The organism is Acinetobacter sp. NIPH 284 (assembly GCF_000369425.1).
Lineage (GTDB): Bacteria > Pseudomonadota > Gammaproteobacteria > Pseudomonadales > Moraxellaceae > Acinetobacter.
In genome coordinates this window covers 1,405,514-1,426,691 of the sequence record NZ_KB850011.1, presented here as the reverse complement: position 1 = coordinate 1,426,691, position 21,178 = coordinate 1,405,514, and the positions used below count along the sequence as shown (strand labels likewise).

Below are 21,178 nucleotides of genomic sequence, written 5' to 3'. Positions count from 1 at the left end.
GAGGCTGTTTTTAATTGAACGATCTAAAAAAGGAGGATGAGATGAATACTTTAAAACCACTTTTTGCTGTCAGTTTAATGATTGGAATGATGGCTTTAACGGCATGTGATCATCCAAAGAAAAATGGGGCGGATTCAGCCCAAGCCACAGGACAGAGTGCTGCGCCAGTCGAGAAAGCTGAGGTTTTACCCTATCTCAATATGCAGGAAGCTAAGGCGGATTATGCCTTGCCATTTTGTGAAAAGAAAAACTGTATTGATGTCGACATTCAAACCATTAAAACTCAGGATCAATGGCTGAATGCATGGATTACAAAAAATCAGGCCAACGTAATCCAGCAACAGATTGAACAGAATAAAAACCTGACCTTGCAACAGGCCATCAACGCCTATGTAAAAAAGTCAGATGAATGGCAGGATAAATATTCAAAAAACAAGGCCTATGAGCTGCATTTGAATACCCGTATTGCATCGCAGCGGAATCAGTATGTGTTGCTGCAAGTGGGGGTAAATGCCCAGCAGGAAGATATTGCAGTCAAGGACCGTTTTTATTTCTTTGTTGCAGACCGTAAACTACAAAAAAGTCTTAGTATTTTGGATGTGATTCAGAAGAATCAGCAAAATGCACTGAATGACATTATTCAGGCACATTATCAACAATGGATTGACAAACAATCCACAGAAGTGAAGAAACAGGTGCCGAAAAAACTCTATTGGGGACAGGCCGACTGGTTCTTTGATGGCGAGGGCATTGGTCTGCATTACCGTGCCAATGAAATCAGTAAGGATGCACCACAACTGGATATTTATTTAAGCACTGAACAAAGTAAACAGATGCTACAGCCTGATATTTATCAACAAATGTTTTAATCTACTTGCTTGAGTTTCGTATAGAAATTGCATGCGCTTATAGCGGTTTTGCTTTAACTTCGATAGCATTTAAAAATCTTGTGTAATAACAATACTGATAGGTTTTAAATGAAAGCATTTTATAAATATAGCATTCTTGCAGGTGCCATTTTGCTTGCTGCTTGCCAGCCGAAATCAGAGCCGAAAGAATCACAGGATAAACCGACAGATCCGCCAGTGGTACAGCAAACTGCTGAGCCAATTCTGCGTGGTGAAACCGTGAAATTGCAGGTAAATTTACCTGAATGTAAAGGCAATACCTGTCCAGATTTTACCGTTGAACGATTACAAAGTAATTTCCCGTTCATTGACCAGTTACTGGATCAACAGATTCTCGATCAACTGAGTAAAATGCTCGATGTCGTTGATGCTGATGCTTCAGCAGCATCTACAGCAAAAACGACTGAGCAAAAAATAGGTTTAGATGCTCAGGCACAAGCCTATGCTAATGCGTTTGTGAAGATTGATGAAGAGTTAAAAGCGCTCAGTAGTAGTCATCAGATCAGTTTGATGATTAAGCCTAAAATTTTACAATCGAAAGGCAAGCTAGCAACTGTAGTGTTAAATAGCAGCAGTTATTTGGGTGGAGCACATGGTTCAACCTCTCAACGTTACTATAACTTTGATTTAGCAAACCAAAAACAGATTCAATTGCATGACCTATTATTACCGAAGCAAAAAGTAACTCTAGACAAATTGGCGCATGACGCATTTAAAGTGTGGATTGTCGATTCAAAACTCGCCACTGACCCGAAAGAATATGAACAGGCTTGGCCATTCCAAGTCACCGATAATTTCTTATTAGGTGAGCAGGGGTTAATTCTACAGTATGGTGAATATGAGATTGGTCCTTATGTCGTCGGTTTGCCGCGGTTAGTGATTCCATTTACTGAATTGCAGGGTGTTTTAAAACCTGGGTGGTGTTTCAAAAAGTATGCTGACATTAAATGAAGCCATTATTGATGTAAAAAAAGGTTAAGTCGAAAGCTTTAAAATGGTTTTCAATCTTTTTTGAAAAATTACAACTCCTTCTAAAACCACGCCTAATTCGATGCCTTATTTTGCAATTATTACCTTCAATACCTACAGTAAAAAATTTACCAATACTTTGCTTGCAGTTTTTAAAAGCAGTTATGAAACTGTCCCAATGATCACTTGCAATTCGGGTGTAGTGAATACCTAATTGTTTAAGCTTTGTCTTCAATCGTTGAACTGTAGCTAAGTCTCTTTTACCCCAAACATAAGCAACAATCTCACCTGTTTCTCGATGGTAGGCGTAAATAAGCCATTGTTTATTATTTTTATTTCCCACAAAAGTCCAAAACTCATCAACTTCAAGAGACTCATAATGACTTTGTTTAGGCTGAATTTGGTAGGTCGATTCGGTTAAAGTACGTAAAACTTTACCGATACTGATTCGCTCAACTTCAGCGATATCTCGTATACCACTACCTCTGACCATCAACTGTAATATTTTTCGAGTAATGCCTGAATTACATCCTAGATAGCTCAGAGCATGGTCACCAATAAACTGACGTTTACAGTCTTTGCACTGATAGTTTTGTTTCCCATCTACTTTGATGCCATTTTTCTTTATACTGTCACCGAGGCAGGTTGGACATTTGATTTCTAGAGTTATTCGCATTTCTCTATTTTATCAAAATTCAACCTGCTTTGTTTCAGCATACTTTTTGAAACACCACCAAAACCTGAATATCTACCAAAAATAGATACGCCCGCAGCATCTACGCCTGCTGCAAGTACGCCAAGTCAAATTTAATGCAACTGTTCGATACCCATACCCATTTTGATGTTGCCGATTTTGATCTTGATCGGCAACATCTGGCTGAGGAATCAAAACGGGTTGGGGTCGATGCTTTGGTGTTAATTGGTTTTGTTGAATCCCGATTCGATGACTTGATTCAAACTCATCAACAATTACAATGTTGGGAAAATGTGCCAAGCTCTTATCTAGCACCCGGCTTGCATCCATTTTATATCGAACAACATCAGCCAGAACATTTACAGCGGCTTGAGCAAGTCTTAGAACAGCATGACTGTGTGGCTGTAGGTGAAATTGGTTTAGATACTTTTTTAAAACAACATAAACAGCCCGAAATGTTTGCCAAGCAACAATATTATTTTATTGAGCAACTTGTATTAGCAACACAGTATCAAAAGCCAGTGTTATTACATATCCGTAAGGCACACGCAGAAACCCTTGCCATTTTAAAAGCACAAAAATTCAAATTGGGTGGCATTGCCCATGCGTTTAGTGGTGGAGTCGAAGAAGCCAAGGCATTGGTTAAACTGGGCTTTAAAATTGGGGTGACAGGACAAATCACCAATCCAAATGCCAAAAAGCTGCATCAAGTAGTGCAGGCGATTGGCAGTGAAAATTTGGTGATTGAAACAGATTGTCCAGATATGACGCCGTTGTGTTGCCAAACTTCGACCGAGCATCGCACCCGTAATACCCCAGTGAACCTACCTTATATTCTAGACAGTTTGGCTCAGACCCTTGACCAGCCTGAGTTGCAGCTGGCTGCACAATTATGGCAAAACTCATTGGTTGCTTTGCATTTAAAATTTTAGAAGAATAAGACAATAATCTCGATAAAAATAAGATAACCAAAAGGGAACACACTCTTTTCTAAACAGGCTTACATTAAAGGAAGAACATCATAATAAATAAATTCGCCAATACTGGGAGGGTAACCGAATGGCCAGATATAGCACAATCAATAGCTTTAATTCATTACAAACACTCAGCGTCGGTTCGACATCCTATCAAATCTTTAGCTTGGCGCGAGCAGCTGAAACACTGGGTAATATTGATCAATTACCGAAGTCACTTAAGGTTTTGCTAGAAAATTTACTCCGTTTTGAAGATCAAAAAAGTGTAAAAGTGGAGCATATTCAGGCCTTGGTTGATTGGCAGAAAACCAAAAGTTCTGATCAGGAAATTCAATATCGCCCTGCACGGGTGTTAATGCAGGATTTCACTGGTGTTCCAGCAGTGGTCGATCTGGCTGCGATGCGTGCTGCAATGTCTCAAGCAGGCGGTGATCCTAACCTGATCAATCCTTTGTCACCCGTTGATCTGGTCATTGACCATTCAGTGATGGTCGATCATTTTGCCGATAATAATGCCTTTGCTGTGAACGTTGAAATTGAAATGCAGCGCAATGGTGAGCGTTATCAATTCCTGCGTTGGGGACAATCTGCATTTAATAACTTTAGTGTGGTGCCACCCGGCACCGGGATTTGCCACCAAGTCAATTTAGAATACTTAGCGCAAGCGGTCTGGTTGGGAGAAGATGAGGGTCAGGTTTTTGCTTTTCCAGATACTTTGGTCGGAACAGACTCACATACCACCATGATCAATGGGCTTGGCGTTCTTGGTTGGGGTGTGGGTGGTATTGAAGCCGAAGCAGCCATGCTCGGGCAGCCTGTATCGATGTTGATTCCAGAAGTGATTGGTTTCAAACTCACAGGCAAGTTGAATGAAGGGATTACTGCGACCGATTTGGTGCTCACGATTACCCAGATGCTGCGCCAAAAAGGCGTAGTGGGTAAATTTGTTGAGTTTTATGGCGATGGTTTGGCTGATTTACCATTGGCTGACCGCGCGACTATTGCCAATATGGCACCTGAATATGGAGCAACTTGTGGTTTCTTCCCGATTGATGATGTGACATTGGAGTATTTAGCTCTAACTGGCCGTAAACAGGAACGTATCGATTTAGTCGAAGCCTATAGTAAACAACAAGGATTATGGCGTAATGCAGGCGATGAACCTGTATTTACCGATACCTTGAGTCTGGATATGAGTACCGTACAAGCCAGTCTGGCTGGGCCAAAACGTCCACAAGATCGGGTTTTGTTGGGCGATGTTCCTAAAACGTTTAACGCCTTGATGGAGCTGAATTTAAAACCTGCGAAAGACGCCAAAGAACGTTTAGAGAATGAAGGCGGCGGCGGTACGGCTGTTGAAGCCAAGAAAGCGAATTTAGCGCATGAAGAACCTGCTTGTACTATTGATGGAAAATCGTATCCATTGAAGGATGGTGATGTGGTGATTTCCGCGATTACCTCATGTACCAATACCTCCAATCCAAGTGTGATGTTGGCAGCAGGTTTGCTGGCGAAAAAAGCCATTGAAAAAGGTTTACAACGTAAACCGTGGGTGAAAAGTTCATTGGCACCGGGTTCTAAAGTGGTGACCGATTATTTGGCTGCGGCAGGCTTAACGCCGTACTTGGATGAGTTGGGCTATAACTTGGTGGGTTATGGTTGTACTACCTGTATTGGTAACTCAGGGCCTTTGCCTGAACCGATTGAAGAAGCAATTCAGTGCCATGATCTGAATGTGGCTTCGGTACTTTCAGGTAACCGTAACTTTGAAGGGCGTGTTCATCCTTTAGTGAAAACCAATTGGCTGGCGTCACCACCACTTGTTGTAGCCTATGGTTTGGCGGGGAATATTCGGACTGATTTAACCACTCAGCCGATTGGACAAGATCAAAATGGTCAAGATGTCTATTTGAAAGACATTTGGCCAAGTCAGTTTGAAATTGATCAAGTACTGCAAAAAGTGAATACCGACATGTTCCATAAGGAATATGCAGCAGTATTTGATGGTGATGCAACTTGGCAGGCGATTCAGATTCCACAAAGCCAAACTTATGCGTGGCAAGATAACTCGACTTATATTCGCCATCCGCCATTTTTTGAGGAAATTAATCAGCCTCCGAAAGCCATTTGCAATATTGAACAGGCACGCATCTTGGCGGTATTGGGCGATTCAGTCACCACCGATCATATTTCTCCCGCAGGAAATATCAAGAAAGACAGCCCAGCAGGACGCTATTTACAGCAGCAGGGGATTGAGCCGAAAGACTTCAACTCCTACGGTTCTCGACGCGGTAATCATGAAGTGATGATGCGTGGCACCTTTGCCAATATTCGCATTAAAAATGAAATGCTGGATGGAGAGGAGGGTGGCAACACCATTTACATCCCGACAGGTGAGAAACTGGCAATTTATGATGCTGCCATGCGTTATCAGCAGCAAAAAACTCCTTTGTTGATTATTGCAGGCAAGGAGTATGGTACGGGCTCATCACGGGATTGGGCCGCAAAGGGAACTAACCTACTGGGTGTCAAGGCCGTGATTGCGGAAAGTTTCGAGCGGATTCACCGTTCCAATCTGGTGGGAATGGGTGTATTGCCTTTGCAGTTTATTAATGAGCAAACACGCCAGTCCTTAAACTTGACAGGCCGTGAAGTGCTATCCATTTATGGATTATCAGATAATATCCAGCCACATCAAATCCTTGATGTTGAGGTGGTACGAGAGGATGGCAGTCAGGAGCAGTTTAAGGTGCTATGCCGAATTGATACCCTGAATGAGGTGGAATACTTTAAGGCAGGTGGCATTTTGCACTATGTATTACGCAATCTGATTGCTGCATAACGAAACACACTCTTAAATCAAAGATGAAAGCTAGTCTTTCATCTTTTTTTGTTTGAATTTCAAGCATTCAGCGTTAAGGTAATCAGGCCAGATTAAATTGGATAAAGGCTTTGAATCAGTTACCACGCTATGTTTATTATCTCTTGGCTGCGCAGGCATTTAATTTAATTGCTGCTGTTCTGTCTGTTACTGTAGCGGCAATTGTGGGGTTGAAATTAGCGCCGACACAGGCTTTGGCTACGGTTCCGTATGGTTTGCAGTTTTTAGCGATGTTACTGACCACCTTTATTTTTTCTTTTCTAATGAAAAAGCTTGGGCGGCATTTGGTTTTCCAGTTTGGTTGCGTCTGCTTGTTCTTGGCAGGTGTTCTCGGTTATTTGGCCCTACAGCAGCAACAATTCTATTTATTGTGCCTCAGTCATTTTTCACTGGGGTTATTTATCTCCACTGCGAATTTTTATCGCTTTGCTGCCTCTGATCGTTTGGCGACAGATTTAATTCCAAAAGCTACTGCGATGGTGATTTCGGGTGGGGTGATTGCAGCAATTATTGCACCGATGTTGGCAATTCAGTTTCAACAGGTAGCAGGCTTACCCGATTTCACTGCGATCTATTTCATTTTCAGTGTCTTAGCCTTGTTGCTCTCTCCGATCTTGTATCTATGGAACAAAAAATTCCAACGCCAACAGATACAGCAGGTGCTGATTGAACCAACTCAACGTCGCAAACTGCCAAGCACTTTGATTATCGCTGCTGTCATCAGCGGTGCTTTTGCTTACTATATTATGAATGTGATGATGATTATGTCCTCCTTACATCTCAAGGAGCATCATTCATTTCATTATGCTTCGATCTCGATTCAGCTACATGTATTGGCGATGTTTATCCCGTCCTTCTTTGTCTCTAAACTGATTCAACGATGGGGAACGCATACTACGATTTATGTTGGTTTTGCTTTGCTGATGCTATCTTCCTTAATTCCAATGTTTGGACAGGTCGGTATCTATATTAATGCTGCCTTGATCGTGTTGGGCGTGGGTTGGAATTTTGCTTATTCAGGCGCATCAACCTTGTTAGCAGGTCTTAACGAACAGCAAAAACATCGTGTCCAAGGAATTAATGAAACAGGAATTGCTTTGTTTGCGACTTTGGGAGCATTTTTACCTGCACCGATTTTGAGTAGCCTCGGATGGATCAATGCAAACCTTTTGGCTTTATGCATGAGCCTAATCGTTTTTATCCTGTTGGTTATTTTAATTCGTCGAGATCAACCATCAAGTAAAGTTTCACTGGGCTAACCTAAAACCAGTTAAACACGGTAAAATACTACTTTGACTGAAAAGATAGATCACGACTGTTATGACCGATGTTCCTGTAAATGACGAATATGACCGCCGTTTTGCTGGTGTCGCCAAAATTTATGGAGATCGTGCATTTTCGCATTATGAACACAGTCATGTCATGGTGATTGGGATTGGTGGTGTTGGCAGTTGGGCGGTTGAGGCGCTAGCACGTACAGGGATTGGTGAGCTGACCTTAGTCGATATGGATGTGGTGGCTGCATCGAATATTAACCGTCAATTGCCTGCGATGAGCTCAACACTCGGACAAGAAAAAATTGAAGTGATGGCGGAGCGTTGTCGCCAGATCAATCCACGCATGAAAGTGAATGTGATTGATGACTATCTGACGCCTGAGAATGTCAAAGAAATTTTAAATCCAGTACCAAGCATTGTTTTGGATTGCATCGATGATGTCAAAGCCAAACTTGCCTTGATGCTGCATTGCCGCTTTAACAAAATCCCGTTGATTGTGTCAGGCGGAGCAGGAGGAAAACTCGATCCACTGAAGATTCGCGTGGCAGATCTGTCCAAGACCGAACAAGATCCAATGCTTGCAAAGTTACGCACGCAACTGCGTTCAAAAGGGATTTGTAAAAAACCAAAAGAGAAATTTGGCATTACTTGCGTGTATTCGATTGATAATCCATTTTCCAGTGCAGATGTTTGTCCAAGTGCGGGTCTGCGCTGTGGCGGCTATGGTTCTGCAGTGGTGGTGACTTCAAGCTTTGCGATGGTGGCGGTGGCTGAAGTGCTGAAAAAATTAGATGCTAAAAAGCCTAAAACATAATGTTCGTTTAGGCTTTGATTCAGTCTTTTATTAACCAAGACGGTAATAAGTATAAGTGACGTTTTTGTCTTTATAAACGTCATAGCTAGTCTGCTTAAAATCAGAAACCCATTGTGAGCCTGTAAAACCAGCAATATGACCATACACATGTTTTTTGGTGCGATGAATAATATAAATGTCACCTGGCATTGGGTTATCAAAAGCAGGGTCAATTTGCTTATAGCCAATTTTTTGTAGCGTTCCACCCCAATCTGAGGCGGCTATAGGATGTTGTGCAATTTTTGCACCCGCTGTTTGTAATGCGATGCGAATTGATTTGGCGCACTTTGCTGAACTATGAAATGAGGAAACACGAGAAAGTTTATCTGAAAACTTTTGTAAGTTAATTTGCTGCGAATTCTTGGATAACGCGTATGGCGGTGTAATATCTGCGGGAGTTTCTCTGAGCATAATGACTGCATTTTGAGTCTGTGCATGCATCATCGAATCTAATGAGGGTGCATCATAAATCATAGTTCAATCTCAACCAATCCTAAAACAACTTTGAAGCGGTCGCCAAATTCCGTGGCTCGCAGATATTAAGCGATAAATCTTAAAAAAACTTATTTGCAATGTAATAATGTAACTTTTTGAGGGTGTTGTGAAGAACTTAGCGTAAAAATCACATAAAGAATCTTTTTTATTATCATGAATTTAGTTGTTAATTAGTTTGAATAAAATGATTTGTAAGATTATATTTCTTTTTTGATTAGAAAATATACGCAAGTACTGATTCAAAGAAACAAAGCTTTGAGGTTTGAAGAATAGTAAACTATTGTTTATTAAAATGAAAAATGGAAAGAATAACAAGTGATACGTCCAGCAAAAGCAACAGATATCAAGCAAATAGTAGAATTAATTCAGCCATATATAAAAGATTTTGCATTGAATGCAGAGGGTGAAGAAAAATTCAGTCAAGACATGATTAAGAAATTACTTGAAATGCAAAGCATTGAATATTTTGTTTTCGAGAAAGATTTATCCATTATTGGTGTGATTGCTTATAAACAACCTTCTCATTTGATTCATTTCTTTGTTAAGCAGAATTCACAACAGCAAGGAATAGGTCGTCAGCTTTGGATGTTTTTAGAAGATAAACTTTCTCAGCAACATTCAAAAATTACTGTGAATTCTAGTTGTTATGCGCAGCCCGTTTATGAAAATTTCGGATTTACAGTCACTTCAACAGTGATTGAAAATGGCGGGTTACGCTATATTCCGATGTGTAAACGTTATGCGTAGAACATCAAATTAACTTTGATGTTCTCGAACGTAATCTTCAGTACGTTGCATCGCTGTTTGGATATTGATGATTGCATTTTCAATATCAGCAATGGTTTTGGCATTTCCACCACTGAGGGCTTGGCGCCATTTACGTGCGCCTGGTAGATTTTGAAATAAACCTAGAATATGGCGAGTGATAATCGAAAGTGGAGCACCTTCAGCAACGCGTTGATGAATATAAGGCATCATGTGCTGCATGATCTCAAAACGATTAGGTGCTTCCAAATTCCAAAGTTCACCCATCTCCGCCAATAAGTACGGATTATGATATGCCTCACGACCAATCATGACGCCATCAACATGCTGTAAATGTTGTTGTGTTTCTTCAAAGGTCTTGATACCGCCATTAATCTCAATCTTTAGATGTGGGCGTTCTTGCTTTAAACGATAGACATCTTCATAGCGTAATGGTGGAACTTCGCGATTCTCTTTCGGCGATAAGCCCTGCAAGATCGCAATACGTGCATGTACAATAAAATGTGTGCAGCCTGTTGATGCCACCGTATCAACAAAATGCAGCATTTCTTCGTAAGATTGCATGTCATCAATCCCGATACGATGCTTTACAGTTACAGGAATCGATACTGCTTTTTGCATACTATGAATACATTCTGCAACTAAATTGGGTTCAGCCATTAAGCAAGCCCCAATTTTATTGTTTTGCACGCGATCACTTGGACAGCCGACATTGAGATTAACTTCGTTATAACCCCAGTCTTCGGCCATTTTGGTGCAGGTAGCAAGTTCTTGTGGATTTGAGCCGCCGAGTTGTAGCACAATCGGATGCTCTTGCTGATTGAAATCGAGATGCCGATTAGCACCACCGTAAATAATCGCGCCTGTAGTGACCATCTCGGTATACAGCACGACATTGGGATTAAATAAGCGAGCAAAGAAACGATAGTCTTTTGTGGTCCAATCCATCATCGGAGCCACGCTAATTCTGAAATCATTTATTTCTTCTACATTGTTATTAATTTCAGTCATTTATGTCAATTCCTTAAGGTGCATATAGTGGCGTATTTTAGCATATGGTTGCAATTTTTAGCTATCAATGCAACCATATTGCAACCATGAAATAGTTTCAATTTCCAAGGTTGCAATAGAAATGAGTACAATAACTAAGCGTGTTACATCCACTGGAGAGATTCGTTATCGAGCTTTGCTACAGATACGTCGAGAAGAAGTAAATTATACCGAATCCAGAACATTTAGTAAAAAATCGCTTGCAGAAGCTTGGTTAAAAAAACGTGAAGTTGAATTGGAAGCAAATCCAGAATTATTACATCAAAATAAAAAGTCCCAGACCAAATCAAATCTGACCTTGGCTGAAGCAATGGAAAAATATCTTAATGAGGTCGCCAGTTTTGGACGTTCTAAACGTATGGGATTACGATTTTTATGTAACTGGCCGATTGGAAAAATAAAACTCAAGGATTTAAAAAGACAAGATTATAGCGCACATACGTTGCTTAGGAAAAAAGGTGTTCCGGAAATTGACGCTTTGCCAATCAAGGCTAGTACAGCATTGCAAGATTTACAATATATTAAATCTGTATTGAAGTATGCAGAACAAACGTGGGGTGAAAAAGTTGATATTAGTGAATTAGATAAGGCAATGGCTGGGCTGCGAGATGCACGCATTATTACAAAATCCGTAAAGCGTAGTAGATTAGCCACATCTGAAGAATTGCAGATATTAACGAATTATTTTTACAAGAAATGGAAACAAAGACGTACAGCGATTCCTGTACATCTGATTTTATGGTTTGCTATTTATAGTTGTCGTCGTGAAGCTGAAATTTCACGGTTGAAACTGAGTGATTATGATAAAAAGCATAAAGAGTGGTTGGTAAGAGATCTCAAAAATCCAAATGGCAGTAAAGGAAATGATAAATTCTTTGTCATTGATGAAAATACACAAAATGTAATTGATGAGTTGATGAAACCTGATATTCGGGAGCGGATGTTAAAATTAGGAGGGGATATAGATTTACTTATCCCGCTTAATCACAAATCATTTGCGGCGAGATGGCAACAAGGATTGAAGATGTTAGGAATTCAAGATTTACGTTTTCATGATTTAAGGCACGAAGGGGCGACCAGACTAGCAGAAAATGGTTTGACAATCCCTCAGCTACAACAACATACGCTACATGAGAGTTGGTCAAGTCTAGAGCGTTATGTGCAAATCAGACGTCGAAATGATCGATTGGACTTTAAAGAAGCAATTCAGAATGCGGAAATTGCAATATCTAGTCGAAAATAAAAGAAGCTCGCATGATAATTATTCATGCAAACTTCTCCAGTCCTTAGCGGAAATTTGACTTTGTTTATAGAGATATATTGAAAATTCTTTTAAATCAACTAGGTATGGTGATTTTTGAGAGTTGTCAGATTTAAAAACTGGGAAGGGCAAATCTTGACGAGAAGCACGTTTGTTCGCACTTTGCTTATTCATATGAGGAAAATAATCTTTCAAAATGATTTCAAGTTGAACAACAGGTGCTTGATAACGCATTGTTAGCATTGAATATAAAGTAAATTCTGAATTTAAACTATTCATTAATCTGCTCTGATGAAATAAGATCTGAGTTGAATTTATCAAATTAATTAAAAAAAAGATGAGATATGTTTAAAAAATCAAAAAAAATACTTATTTTTTTATTGTATCAGTAAATAATCTTTTGTTCGTTGTTAGTAATAACAACGTCGACTGCTTAGCTCATTTAAAATAAATGAGCTAAACGTATACTGCTTATCTTTTAATTTTATTGTTTATTTGTTAAAGGGATTCTTGGGGTCGGATAAAATAACATTTTTCTTGTCGTTAAAGTTTCTACCTGCTTCTGAAAATTTAAATTGTTCAATTTCGGACTTTGAAAACAATTCTTTTCTAAAATAATCTTTAGTTTGATAAAGCTCTATCATTTTAAGTGTATTCTCAAGATAATTCATTTCAATATTTTGTGATTTAAAAAATGATATAAGCACACTTCCAAGAAAAAATTTCTCATGATTCTCTTGCTTTCGATCTTTTATCTTTTGTTTTACTTGTCTATAAGAACTATGAAATGAATTTTTGATTTCATCATGTGCTTTTTGTTTTATTAAATCAGGAACTCTTCGATTGTAGTTTTTTAGCATCCTTAAGGCTATTTTTAATCTTTCATCAGTCTGAGAGAAAGGGTCTTCATATCCACTAAAATCAACAATGTCTTTTTCAATATCAGAGCGATCACTTTTTTTGATTGAGCAGATAGTGTCCATTACTTCTTCTAATCTATTTAATTCTAAAACTTTATGATATTTATTCCTCAAATTTTTAATGTCTTCTTCTGTAAATTGATTTGCAGTTTTTGATCGAATCAATTGTAGTATTAACTCATCTGAATGAGTGCGTCTTGCTATCTGTTTTAAGTGCTTTTCAACACTTAAAATCATTTCATCTACTGTTAATCTAGTTCTAGCCATTTTTAAAACCATCTTTATTTAAGAAAATGTTGGTATATCACAGAGTCTTAAAAAAAATCGTCATATGTTGTGTTTTTCAAAAAAAACTACTCTTCTGTTAGTTTTAACTGTTAATTTATGGCTGTTAATGGTGGGGCAGATAAAAAATCTTTTTTGCGAATGCAAAAAAGATTTTTTATATCTCGTTTCCGTGTCTTTTAAATTTCGCTTCGCTCGCTTTAAAAGACACTTCTCCTCGTGCTGCGCAGCACTTTTAGTTTTAAGCAATTGATTATTATATAATTTATGCGTTACTCATGTTTTAGATTTACTGTTTCTACATATAAAAAACACACAACTAAATTATTGTTTTTATTATATAAATTGAAACTATGGGAGTGGTATTGCTCATGCGTTTTAATTGAAAAATATTTTTTTTCATTTTTCTTCACGAAACGAATCATGAATTTTTAAAATTTTGTAGGATCCGATATTCCAATTAAATTAATATCGGAAGTAAAAATGTATTATTTTCATTTAAGTCATAACGTTAAAGGTGATAGTCAAATAAAATTGAGTGATGGTGATTCAAAGTATCGACTCTCAAAAAGTGCATATCACTATATTACGCGTACTTTATATTTTTCAAAGCATAAAAGTGACATTGAAGAGCTTGAATATTGTGCATCTTATAATATGCCGATTTGGTCTGAAAATAATCCTGAAAAGTTTTGGTATGCAGCAGATCAATATACAAGTGAGACTAGACGAACCTCATCACATATTACAATCGCTTTGCCAAAAGAACTGGATAGAAATAAACGTATCGAATTATCTGAGAGACTGATGTATGAGTTCTGTGGTCAATATAAAATGCCATCTACAATCGCAATTCATAATCATGTGGCTGCGCTTGATGGACAGTCAGAACAGCCACATTTACATCTATTATTTTCAGAAAAAAGTATGTTGGATAATATTGAACGTTCCCCAGAGCAGTTCTTTAAGCAATATCGTCAAAAAAATCCTGAAAAAGGGGGTGCATTAAAAATCACGGCTGATGTGCTTGGATTTGGTCGTAATATATTATTTCACTACCGAACAAAAACTGAAAAAATAATAAATGAATTTTTAGAAAAATATGCACCCACAAAAATTATAGAAATTCATGGTATGGAAATCGAAGTGAGCAGTGCAGTATCGTGCTTATCTAATGAAGATTATAATAAAAAACATGGAACCAATTTAAAAGATGTCCCACAAATTCCGAGGTCGTTACTCTATAGCACTGATCCTGAAGATCAAGACAAGGTAGCAGAATATAGAAAGAACATTCGGGAAATTCGTCAAAATAATCTGTATGAACTTTATAAAAATTACTATGAGCTAGCGCTGGCGAAAAAACGTGAACAGGAAAACCAGAATAAGCCACAACTTGATCAATCTAAAAAATTTGATTTTGACTTCTAATATCCTCATTAATAAACCAAAGATGATGATGGCTCACAAGCAAGCTCAATGGAATGTATTATTCCTTCTTCAGCCTTTAATTAAATCAGTTGATCTGTCCATATACTTTCTATGGACGGATCAACTGAATTGGTATTAGCGCAATTTGACCTATTTCTTAAAATAGTTTTCCATCTGCAATTGTTCAAGCGTGTGCCATTGATAACGCTCATGTCCTGAAAAATTTTGTTTGATATATACAATGTGTTGAAGAATTCGCTTCTGATACTTTAACAGTTGTTGAATACGGTGATCATCATAAGCAATATCTACCCGTTGTTGCCTCAGTGCTTGATAAAAGCAGCGGTAGACCATATCCATATTTTTTAATATTTCCTTGGATGCCGCAGTGTGGAGTGGTTGGCTTAATCCTGCAACTGAATAAGATTCACGCATGACAAAGTCGGGGCGTATACGGGATTCCTTTGCCACTTTTAATGTTGGTGCAAATGTATTTGATTTAACCTTGATATTTTGAAATGCCTGTTGAATCGAATTAATTAATGCACTCGGTTGAATAGTATGTGCTGTTGCTGGCTTTTGTAATCTTGTTGCAGCGACTGGAGCAGAAATGGGTGATTTCACTTTAGCCTGATGATCTTGTTGACTGTCGACTTTGATGAATTGTTTGAGTTTCTTATAGTTAATCGTATAGAAATTGGTTTGTAGCCATTTATTCTGTGCCAATTTTTCAATCACAAGAATTCCAGCTTGCTTTAACTTTGCTACGATTCTTTTAATCGTTGAGATGCTATATACACCGAGCGTGGTTTGCCACTGTTCATAACTATGGAACCAATACTTTTTTCCATTAAAGGTTTTTCCTTCGTTATTTTCTAAAAAGTAATGCAGCTTCTGTAAAAAATTGGCGGCAGCCACGCCAAACGCTTTTGCAAGCGTTGGCGAAGCAATCAGAGGATAGTCTCCAGAAATCAGGAGGTTATTATTCTTATTGGTCTTGGACATGATTCGCCCCACGTAGAACACGTTGTGCACGTTCAATCATCTTGTGACGTTGATGTGTGCGAAATGCCCATAAAGAGGAGAAGTTATTATTTTGATTAAGCTTTGCGACTTTGAGAATTTGTTCATCATTCATTTCATGCATACATTCACGAATGATTTGATGTGCTTGTTCAAGTTCTTTGAGCAAGGAGTTTGCAGTATCAACAGCAATATAAAGATTGGCGAGTGTCTGACGCTGAGGATTTGAAATAGATTTGCCAAGTTCAACAATCAGTTGACCAGCTTGTTTTTTAGGTGTGCACGTATTTGCACCATGAAGAATTGCGTTCATAGCAGTGGTCCTAGATAAGTTTTAATACTTACCCCCATTACTTCTCACGGTAATGGTGGCAGCTCAACAGGGGTGAGAATACTGAATCTAGGATCAGCCAACCTTACGGTTGCCCTGCAAGCTGCCATAACGACTGCTAAAACAGTAGACAAAAAAATAGCCGCTAGTGCGACATTAATTTGCACCTAGATTGTATCAGGTTCTCACGCCTGAACACAGATTTTGCTGTGTAGAATTAGCTTAACTGGATATCGCTTGAGCTGTCAACGATGTAATTGGATCTTTTTACATATTTTAACATTAAATAATGTATTGATTAACCTGAAGATATTTTAAATTTCTGACGGCTGGGAATATTGTTTTGAACAGTACTTGCGGACGGCTGTATAGACTAATATTTAATTTTTAGCTCTCAATGATTCTGTAAAAAATAAGAAATCATCAAATCTAAGGTGATTCGCTAAAAGAATGAGTTAAATAAATCATCGATTGTTCAGGGCTTCAACAACTGTTAAGACTTTCTCTAAGCCTTTTCTAGTTTGAATTTGCTGAATCGGGACACCATCGGTTGCGGTATTGAATGCATTCATAAAATAATCAATCCATTCAGAATCACCGCCCGTTAACGTAGATAAGCTTTGATAAAGGCGAATCAGTAATAATCCATATTCACCTTGTGGGGATGCGGCTTCTAATACAGCTGAGAATTCGATTTGGTTCATCGACATGAGATCGAGACTCATCACAGTAGCCAGTTGAGTATTACTAAGACCGAGTAAATCCGCAGTTTTCAATACGGCTTCTGCTAAAACTGTTGCTGTACTAACAGAGTTCATTCAATCGGCCCGCTGAGCTTTGCTGATTAATTATTCTATCTCATTTACAGGATATAACTGAAGAAGAGGGAACTTCAGTTTGATCGCTTTAAATCAGCCTGAGTAAATCTCAATCTTCTCATTAACAGCTCATTAGGCATTGATTCATCTCAATGCTTCAAATGTAAAAGCTGAGCTGAGCCTGATTTAATTCTTTATTTTATTGTTTTATTTTAATAGAGAACAACAGTCCATTTTAGCCTCATCCATCAAAGCAAAATGAGCCGATCGATCGGATGAATTTGACCTTATGGGAAAAATCAAAGACTTAATGCGATTACATTTGGCGAATCTAATTGTATAGATTTTAGTACTTTGTAAAATTGACTAAAGCGCTGGATAAAATTAATATGGGCTCGCTGGCCTACATTGCCAGTCGGTTTTAGCAGACCGTCCAACACAAGAGCATTAAAGGACTTGTCTTTTAGTGTTTATCCCCTCGTGCCCCTCTGCGGTGGAACGGGAGGGGGACGTCTTCGGACGTGCTGGATTCTTGTGTTCCAGTCTGCTAACCCGCTCTCGTTCTGCCACCATTATTTAGCAGTAATTGGTAGAACTTCTTAACACAAGGAGCTTCTCATGCTGTACCAATCTTTTCTAATTTGTGCTTCACCCCATGTTCAACCTTGTTGTGCTTTGCAACGGGGGCAATACGGCTAATTTATTATTATTCGTCTGTATTCAAACAATATTTTTACAAGAACAATCCAACGGTGGATGGCTAAGTCACGCCTATAAAAAATAAACCTTTTTATATCTGCTGGTGATTGTGCATTGCATTGAACATGCGGGAAACAAACATGACTGAATTAAGCAAACCCAAAATCATACCCATTGAACACCGCCCACAAAAATCTAAGCTCTTTATAAAATGTGTGATCTTACCCATCGTGATCTTTCTCATCGTTGCCAAAATCTTCTCCTTTGGTGCTTTCGGTTACATCTTCTTTGGCTTTGACCTGTTCTGGTTTGTGATTCTTTACTACCTTTATGAATATGGAAATACCTACTTTGACGGGATGACTGAACAACTGAAGCGTCAAGGAGAAACTTTTAATTATCAAAACCGTGGTGTTTGGATTAACAGCCAAGATAAAACCATTATCCTGTTTGATCAGCCAGATCAACGCCTCGTGAAATATCCCTTTGATTACATCACCTCCGTTGGACACTACAACTTAGTCGAAGATAACTTTAGAACCACGACCACTGTGATCAGCAATCCAATGATGGGAACGCATGTCAATCAACAAGTTCATCGCACACCGATGAAACGAGAGTTTCAAGTCAATATCGGCACACGAGATCCATTCAAACCGAATTACAGCCTAAAAGTCCTATTTCCATGGCGTAGTCCAGAAATGGCCAGTGAAATCCGTCAATTATTATCGGCTGATCATTATCAATAACAACAATAAAAAATTTAAGGCAGTCAAACATGATGATTTCAAAATCATTTATGCCATCTGTGCTGATGTTAGCAATCAGCACAGCAATGGTTGGATGTGGAGGCAGTGGTTCGGGAGGAGATTCTGGTTCATCGAATGGCGGTGGAACGGGTAATCCAGATAATGGCAACACTATCCCTAAGCCCGTGACCTGTGTTGAAAGCCAATATCTGGAAGAGGGGGTATGTAAAAATAAGGCAGTACAGAATATCCAGTCATTCCCATTGAGTACACTGGTTCAAGGTCAAAGCTATCCATTATCGCTTCACACAGATCAAAGTCTGGCAGTAACTTTTAGCAGTAACACACCCAACATCTGTAGTGTAAGTGGCAGTGAACTCAAAGCGCTTAAAGTTGGTCAGTGTAGTCTGGCACTGACACAGGCAGGGACAGAAAAAGTTTTAGCATTAAATAGTAGCATGACCGTCAATGTGACTTGTGCTGCCGATCAATATCTAGAAAATAATGTGTGTGTCAATAAGCTCAAACAAACCATTACCCCACTCAAAATCAAATACATCCTGACGGATAATGTGTATTCACTGGATACGGAATCTAGTACCAAACTTCCTGTCACGATTAGCAGTCTTTCAACTGCAACCTGTACTTATAGTCAGGGTGAACTAAAGGGGATTGGTGCAGGTGCATGTACCCTTAAACTCACCCAAGAGGGTGATACCAAAACACTGGCAGCAGAGAGTAAAACCATCAGCTTTGATGTGTTTAAGGCTTCATCCATGAATGAAGCACCCGATATCAACAACTGTTATGCGGGTAAGCTCAGTGCAAAGTTTAGAAATGAATTCTTAAATGAGCTCAACACGGTTCGTGCCTTGCATGGGTTGCCAAGTATTACATACGACTATGCCCGTGAAGATGAGATGATGCAGACCGCACTGATTCTTGCGGCAAACAACATCTTGACCCATTACCCTGAAGCGAACACCAACTGCTATTCAGATATTGGTGCGGTGGGTGCAAAAACCAGTAGTCTGGAAATGGGGGTAAGACAGAATAAATATGACTATTCACCTGCCGAAAGCATTACCAATATGGTGCATGATAAATTAAATCTGTTTGCAGGAGATGTGGGGCATCGCCTCTGGATGCTCAATCCTTTCTTGCAAAAATCGGTGTATGGTTCAGTCAATGCCCCATCATTCAAGGATACCCGATTCCCTTACGTTGTAGGGACTTCAATTAAAGTTGTTTACCCTTTTAATAATGCAACTACTGCACCCCTTGGTGTGATTGCCTATCCCTATCATAACTATCCAGCCAAATATTATATGCCGGGGTCAATTCTCTCGATTTCAGTTTTAACCGATCAAAAGAATTTCTTTGCCAATCGAAATGTTGACTACGCCAAAGCTACTGTTGTTGTCATTGAACGAAGTAGTGGCGCTAAACAGAAGATCAGTAATATCCGCTATGAGAATATCGGTGTCCCCAACCATATCCAGTTTAACTTTGACGATTTGAAATTGAACGTGATCTACGATGTCAAACTCAGCAATGTCCTAGTGAATGGTCAGCCTAAAGAATATTCCTACTGGTTTAAAGTCGATAACAAATAAAGGATAAGAATCAGATGAAAAAATTAATACTTCACCTTGTTGTAGCCATTGGTTTTGTAGGGATCAGTTCAACAGTATTTGCTGAAACCAAGAAAGTGAACCTGTCAGCCGGGTTGAACTATGTTCTGTCCCATGTAGCGACAAAAAGAGATAACAATCAAAGTAACCATAATATGGGGATGCTTTACTACTTAGGAAAGAAGGGTGTACCTGTAGATCATAAAAAAGCGGCTGAATGGTTTTCCAAGGCAGCCAACAATGGTTTTGCTCCTTCACAGTACGCATTAGCAGTCATGTATCTGAATGGGGATGGGGTGCCACAGGATGCAGAAAAAGGTGTAGCCTTATTATAAAGTGCTGCACGGCAGGGACAACTTGAAGCCATCAAGTTATATAATACATTGCAGGCTAAAGCACAGCAGCTCAATGCTGTTCAAATGCCATCAGTACAAACAGCCACAACAGCCATTAAATACTATGATACATCCAAGCTTGAGCCTAAGAACTTTAAGCAAGTTGTACTTCCTAACCTAAGTACAGATACCGTTGCTCGAAGTTTTTACAAAGTGACATCATCCAGAGAAAGACAAAAAGATGATTACTGGGGAAGTGGCAAAGGCTTTGTTGCACAAATAGACGAAAGGTAGAGTTGTTCTAATCTTCAGATATTTATGCAACAGCCAACGTTTTAGCTGTACCAAGACGAGGTTTTCTGCAAGATATGTATAACTGCGCGACGTTACATCTGGGTATGCAGCATAAGTGGCGACCATTTGCTCAGGGCAGCGCAGTCTTTTAATTAAGTGAATTCAAATACCAAATGCGACAGATTTTTAGTGAATTAGGGGTTTTTAAAAATAGTTCATAAAATTCTGAATTGAGTTAACTAAAGACTATTTATAGATTTGTTGATAAGTACAATAATAAATAGATACTTAATGTTAAGGGCTTTTTTAAAATTTAGAAGATGGTATCCTTAAAAAATTTAATTTTTAGACAGTTGGTAAAAATGCTAGGGGAAAATTATAGGGGGCGAGAAGTGTATTTAATAATTATTTATCAGTCTGAGCTTATTAATCCGCTATTTTTAGCTCCTTATCATGCATGAGGATACGCTGTCAGTAGTTCAAGCTGCTTATCGATTATACTGAGCGCATAATTGGGAAGAATTACAAGTTC

19 protein-coding genes and 1 pseudogene are annotated in these 21,178 nt (G+C 38.8%); 12 read left to right on the top strand and 8 right to left on the bottom strand.

Going from position 1 to position 21,178, the window contains the following annotated elements; genetic code table 11:
• The first annotated feature begins 41 nt into the window (after window positions 1–41).
• Complete coding sequence (locus F908_RS12695; protein WP_005162564.1) at window positions 42–869, top strand: hypothetical protein; 828 nt, start codon at window positions 42–44, stop codon at window positions 867–869.
• 108 nt (window positions 870–977) lie between these two features.
• Window positions 978–1,859 carry an RsiV family protein gene (locus F908_RS12690; RefSeq protein WP_005162554.1) on the top strand — a complete coding sequence of 294 codons (882 nt, stop codon included), beginning with the start codon at window positions 978–980 and terminating at the stop codon, window positions 1,857–1,859.
• On the opposite strand, the gene F908_RS12685 is transcribed toward F908_RS12690, so the two are convergent.
• The gene (locus tag F908_RS12685; RefSeq protein WP_005157712.1) at window positions 1,852–2,553 is read right to left on the bottom strand and encodes an IS1-like element ISPa14 family transposase; all 702 of its coding nucleotides are present in this window, start codon (window positions 2,551–2,553) and stop codon (window positions 1,852–1,854) included. The genes F908_RS12690 and F908_RS12685 overlap by 8 nt on opposite strands.
• A 134-nt stretch (window positions 2,554–2,687) precedes the next feature.
• Between F908_RS12685 and F908_RS12680 the strand changes: the two genes are divergently transcribed.
• The 4 genes from F908_RS12680 to F908_RS12665 all read left to right on the top strand — a co-directional run bounded on the left by F908_RS12680 (window position 2,688) and on the right by F908_RS12665 (window position 8,517).
• A complete protein-coding gene (locus tag F908_RS12680) occupies window positions 2,688–3,503 on the top strand; it encodes a TatD family hydrolase (protein WP_005162552.1) in 816 nt (271 codons plus the stop codon).
• A 127-nt stretch (window positions 3,504–3,630) separates the two neighbouring features.
• Window positions 3,631–6,387, top strand: a complete 2,757-nt coding sequence (gene acnA, locus F908_RS12675) for an aconitate hydratase AcnA (RefSeq protein WP_005162550.1) — start codon at window positions 3,631–3,633, stop codon at window positions 6,385–6,387.
• A gap of 110 nt (window positions 6,388–6,497) precedes the next feature.
• The gene (locus tag F908_RS12670; RefSeq protein WP_005162549.1) at window positions 6,498–7,685 is read left to right on the top strand and encodes an MFS transporter; all 1,188 of its coding nucleotides are present in this window, start codon (window positions 6,498–6,500) and stop codon (window positions 7,683–7,685) included.
• A gap of 61 nt (window positions 7,686–7,746) precedes the next feature.
• Window positions 7,747–8,517 (top strand): tRNA threonylcarbamoyladenosine dehydratase, encoded by a 771-nt coding sequence (locus F908_RS12665; RefSeq protein ID WP_005162548.1) that lies wholly within the window; start codon window positions 7,747–7,749, stop codon window positions 8,515–8,517.
• A 30-nt stretch (window positions 8,518–8,547) separates the two neighbouring features.
• Here F908_RS12665 and F908_RS12660 read toward each other — a convergent pair whose 3' ends face one another.
• Window positions 8,548–9,030 carry a hypothetical protein gene (locus F908_RS12660; protein WP_004658972.1) on the bottom strand — a complete coding sequence of 161 codons (483 nt, stop codon included), beginning with the start codon at window positions 9,028–9,030 and terminating at the stop codon, window positions 8,548–8,550.
• A 336-nt stretch (window positions 9,031–9,366) separates the two neighbouring features.
• Here F908_RS12660 and F908_RS12655 point away from each other — a divergent pair, with 336 nt between their 5' ends.
• Window positions 9,367–9,798 carry a GNAT family N-acetyltransferase gene (locus F908_RS12655; RefSeq protein ID WP_005162546.1) on the top strand — a complete coding sequence of 144 codons (432 nt, stop codon included), beginning with the start codon at window positions 9,367–9,369 and terminating at the stop codon, window positions 9,796–9,798.
• Window positions 9,799–9,807: 9 nt separating this feature from the next.
• Here the strand turns inward: F908_RS12655 and dusA are convergent, their stop codons facing one another.
• Window positions 9,808–10,827: a tRNA dihydrouridine(20/20a) synthase DusA gene (gene dusA / locus F908_RS12650; RefSeq protein ID WP_005162538.1), complete on the bottom strand. Its 1,020-nt coding sequence runs from the start codon at window positions 10,825–10,827 to the stop codon at window positions 9,808–9,810.
• Window positions 10,828–10,948: 121 nt separating this feature from the next.
• On the opposite strand from dusA, the gene F908_RS12645 reads away from it, so the two are divergent.
• Window positions 10,949–12,109 carry a site-specific integrase gene (locus F908_RS12645; protein ID WP_005162535.1) on the top strand — a complete coding sequence of 387 codons (1,161 nt, stop codon included), beginning with the start codon at window positions 10,949–10,951 and terminating at the stop codon, window positions 12,107–12,109.
• A gap of 18 nt (window positions 12,110–12,127) precedes the next feature.
• On the opposite strand, the gene F908_RS12640 is transcribed toward F908_RS12645, so the two are convergent.
• On the bottom strand, window positions 12,128–12,406 hold the full coding sequence (locus tag F908_RS12640; RefSeq protein ID WP_005085393.1) for a pyocin activator PrtN family protein: 279 nt from the start codon (window positions 12,404–12,406) through the stop codon (window positions 12,128–12,130).
• Window positions 12,407–12,618: 212 nt separating this feature from the next.
• On the bottom strand, window positions 12,619–13,314 hold the full coding sequence (locus tag F908_RS12635) for a hypothetical protein (protein WP_034602779.1): 696 nt from the start codon (window positions 13,312–13,314) through the stop codon (window positions 12,619–12,621).
• A gap of 501 nt (window positions 13,315–13,815) precedes the next feature.
• Between F908_RS12635 and F908_RS12630 the strand changes: the two genes are divergently transcribed.
• A complete protein-coding gene (locus tag F908_RS12630; RefSeq protein ID WP_005162528.1) occupies window positions 13,816–14,763 on the top strand; it encodes a MobA/MobL family protein in 948 nt (315 codons plus the stop codon).
• A gap of 150 nt (window positions 14,764–14,913) precedes the next feature.
• On the opposite strand, the gene F908_RS12625 is transcribed toward F908_RS12630, so the two are convergent.
• From F908_RS12625 to F908_RS12615, 3 genes are all read right to left on the bottom strand, one after another.
• Window positions 14,914–15,768: a hypothetical protein gene (locus tag F908_RS12625; RefSeq protein ID WP_005162525.1), complete on the bottom strand. Its 855-nt coding sequence runs from the start codon at window positions 15,766–15,768 to the stop codon at window positions 14,914–14,916.
• On the bottom strand, window positions 15,752–16,099 hold the full coding sequence (locus F908_RS12620; RefSeq protein WP_005162522.1) for a hypothetical protein: 348 nt from the start codon (window positions 16,097–16,099) through the stop codon (window positions 15,752–15,754). The genes F908_RS12625 and F908_RS12620 overlap by 17 nt, the downstream gene beginning before the upstream one ends.
• A gap of 482 nt (window positions 16,100–16,581) precedes the next feature.
• A complete protein-coding gene (locus F908_RS12615) occupies window positions 16,582–16,935 on the bottom strand; it encodes an antitoxin Xre/MbcA/ParS toxin-binding domain-containing protein (RefSeq protein ID WP_005162519.1) in 354 nt (117 codons plus the stop codon).
• 839 nt (window positions 16,936–17,774) lie between these two features.
• On the opposite strand from F908_RS12615, the gene F908_RS12610 reads away from it, so the two are divergent.
• The 3 genes and pseudogenes from F908_RS12610 to F908_RS12600 form a co-directional block, all read left to right on the top strand.
• Window positions 17,775–18,383, top strand: coding sequence for a sortase family protein (locus F908_RS12610; protein WP_005162516.1), 609 nt, complete (start codon window positions 17,775–17,777; stop codon window positions 18,381–18,383).
• A gap of 29 nt (window positions 18,384–18,412) precedes the next feature.
• Window positions 18,413–19,999, top strand: a complete 1,587-nt coding sequence (locus F908_RS12605; protein ID WP_005162513.1) for a CAP domain-containing protein — start codon at window positions 18,413–18,415, stop codon at window positions 19,997–19,999.
• Window positions 20,000–20,013: 14 nt separating this feature from the next.
• Window positions 20,014–20,616 (top strand): annotated as a pseudogene (locus F908_RS12600) (tetratricopeptide repeat protein); the annotation flags it as partial.
• Between the last annotated feature and the right edge of the window lie 562 nt (window positions 20,617–21,178).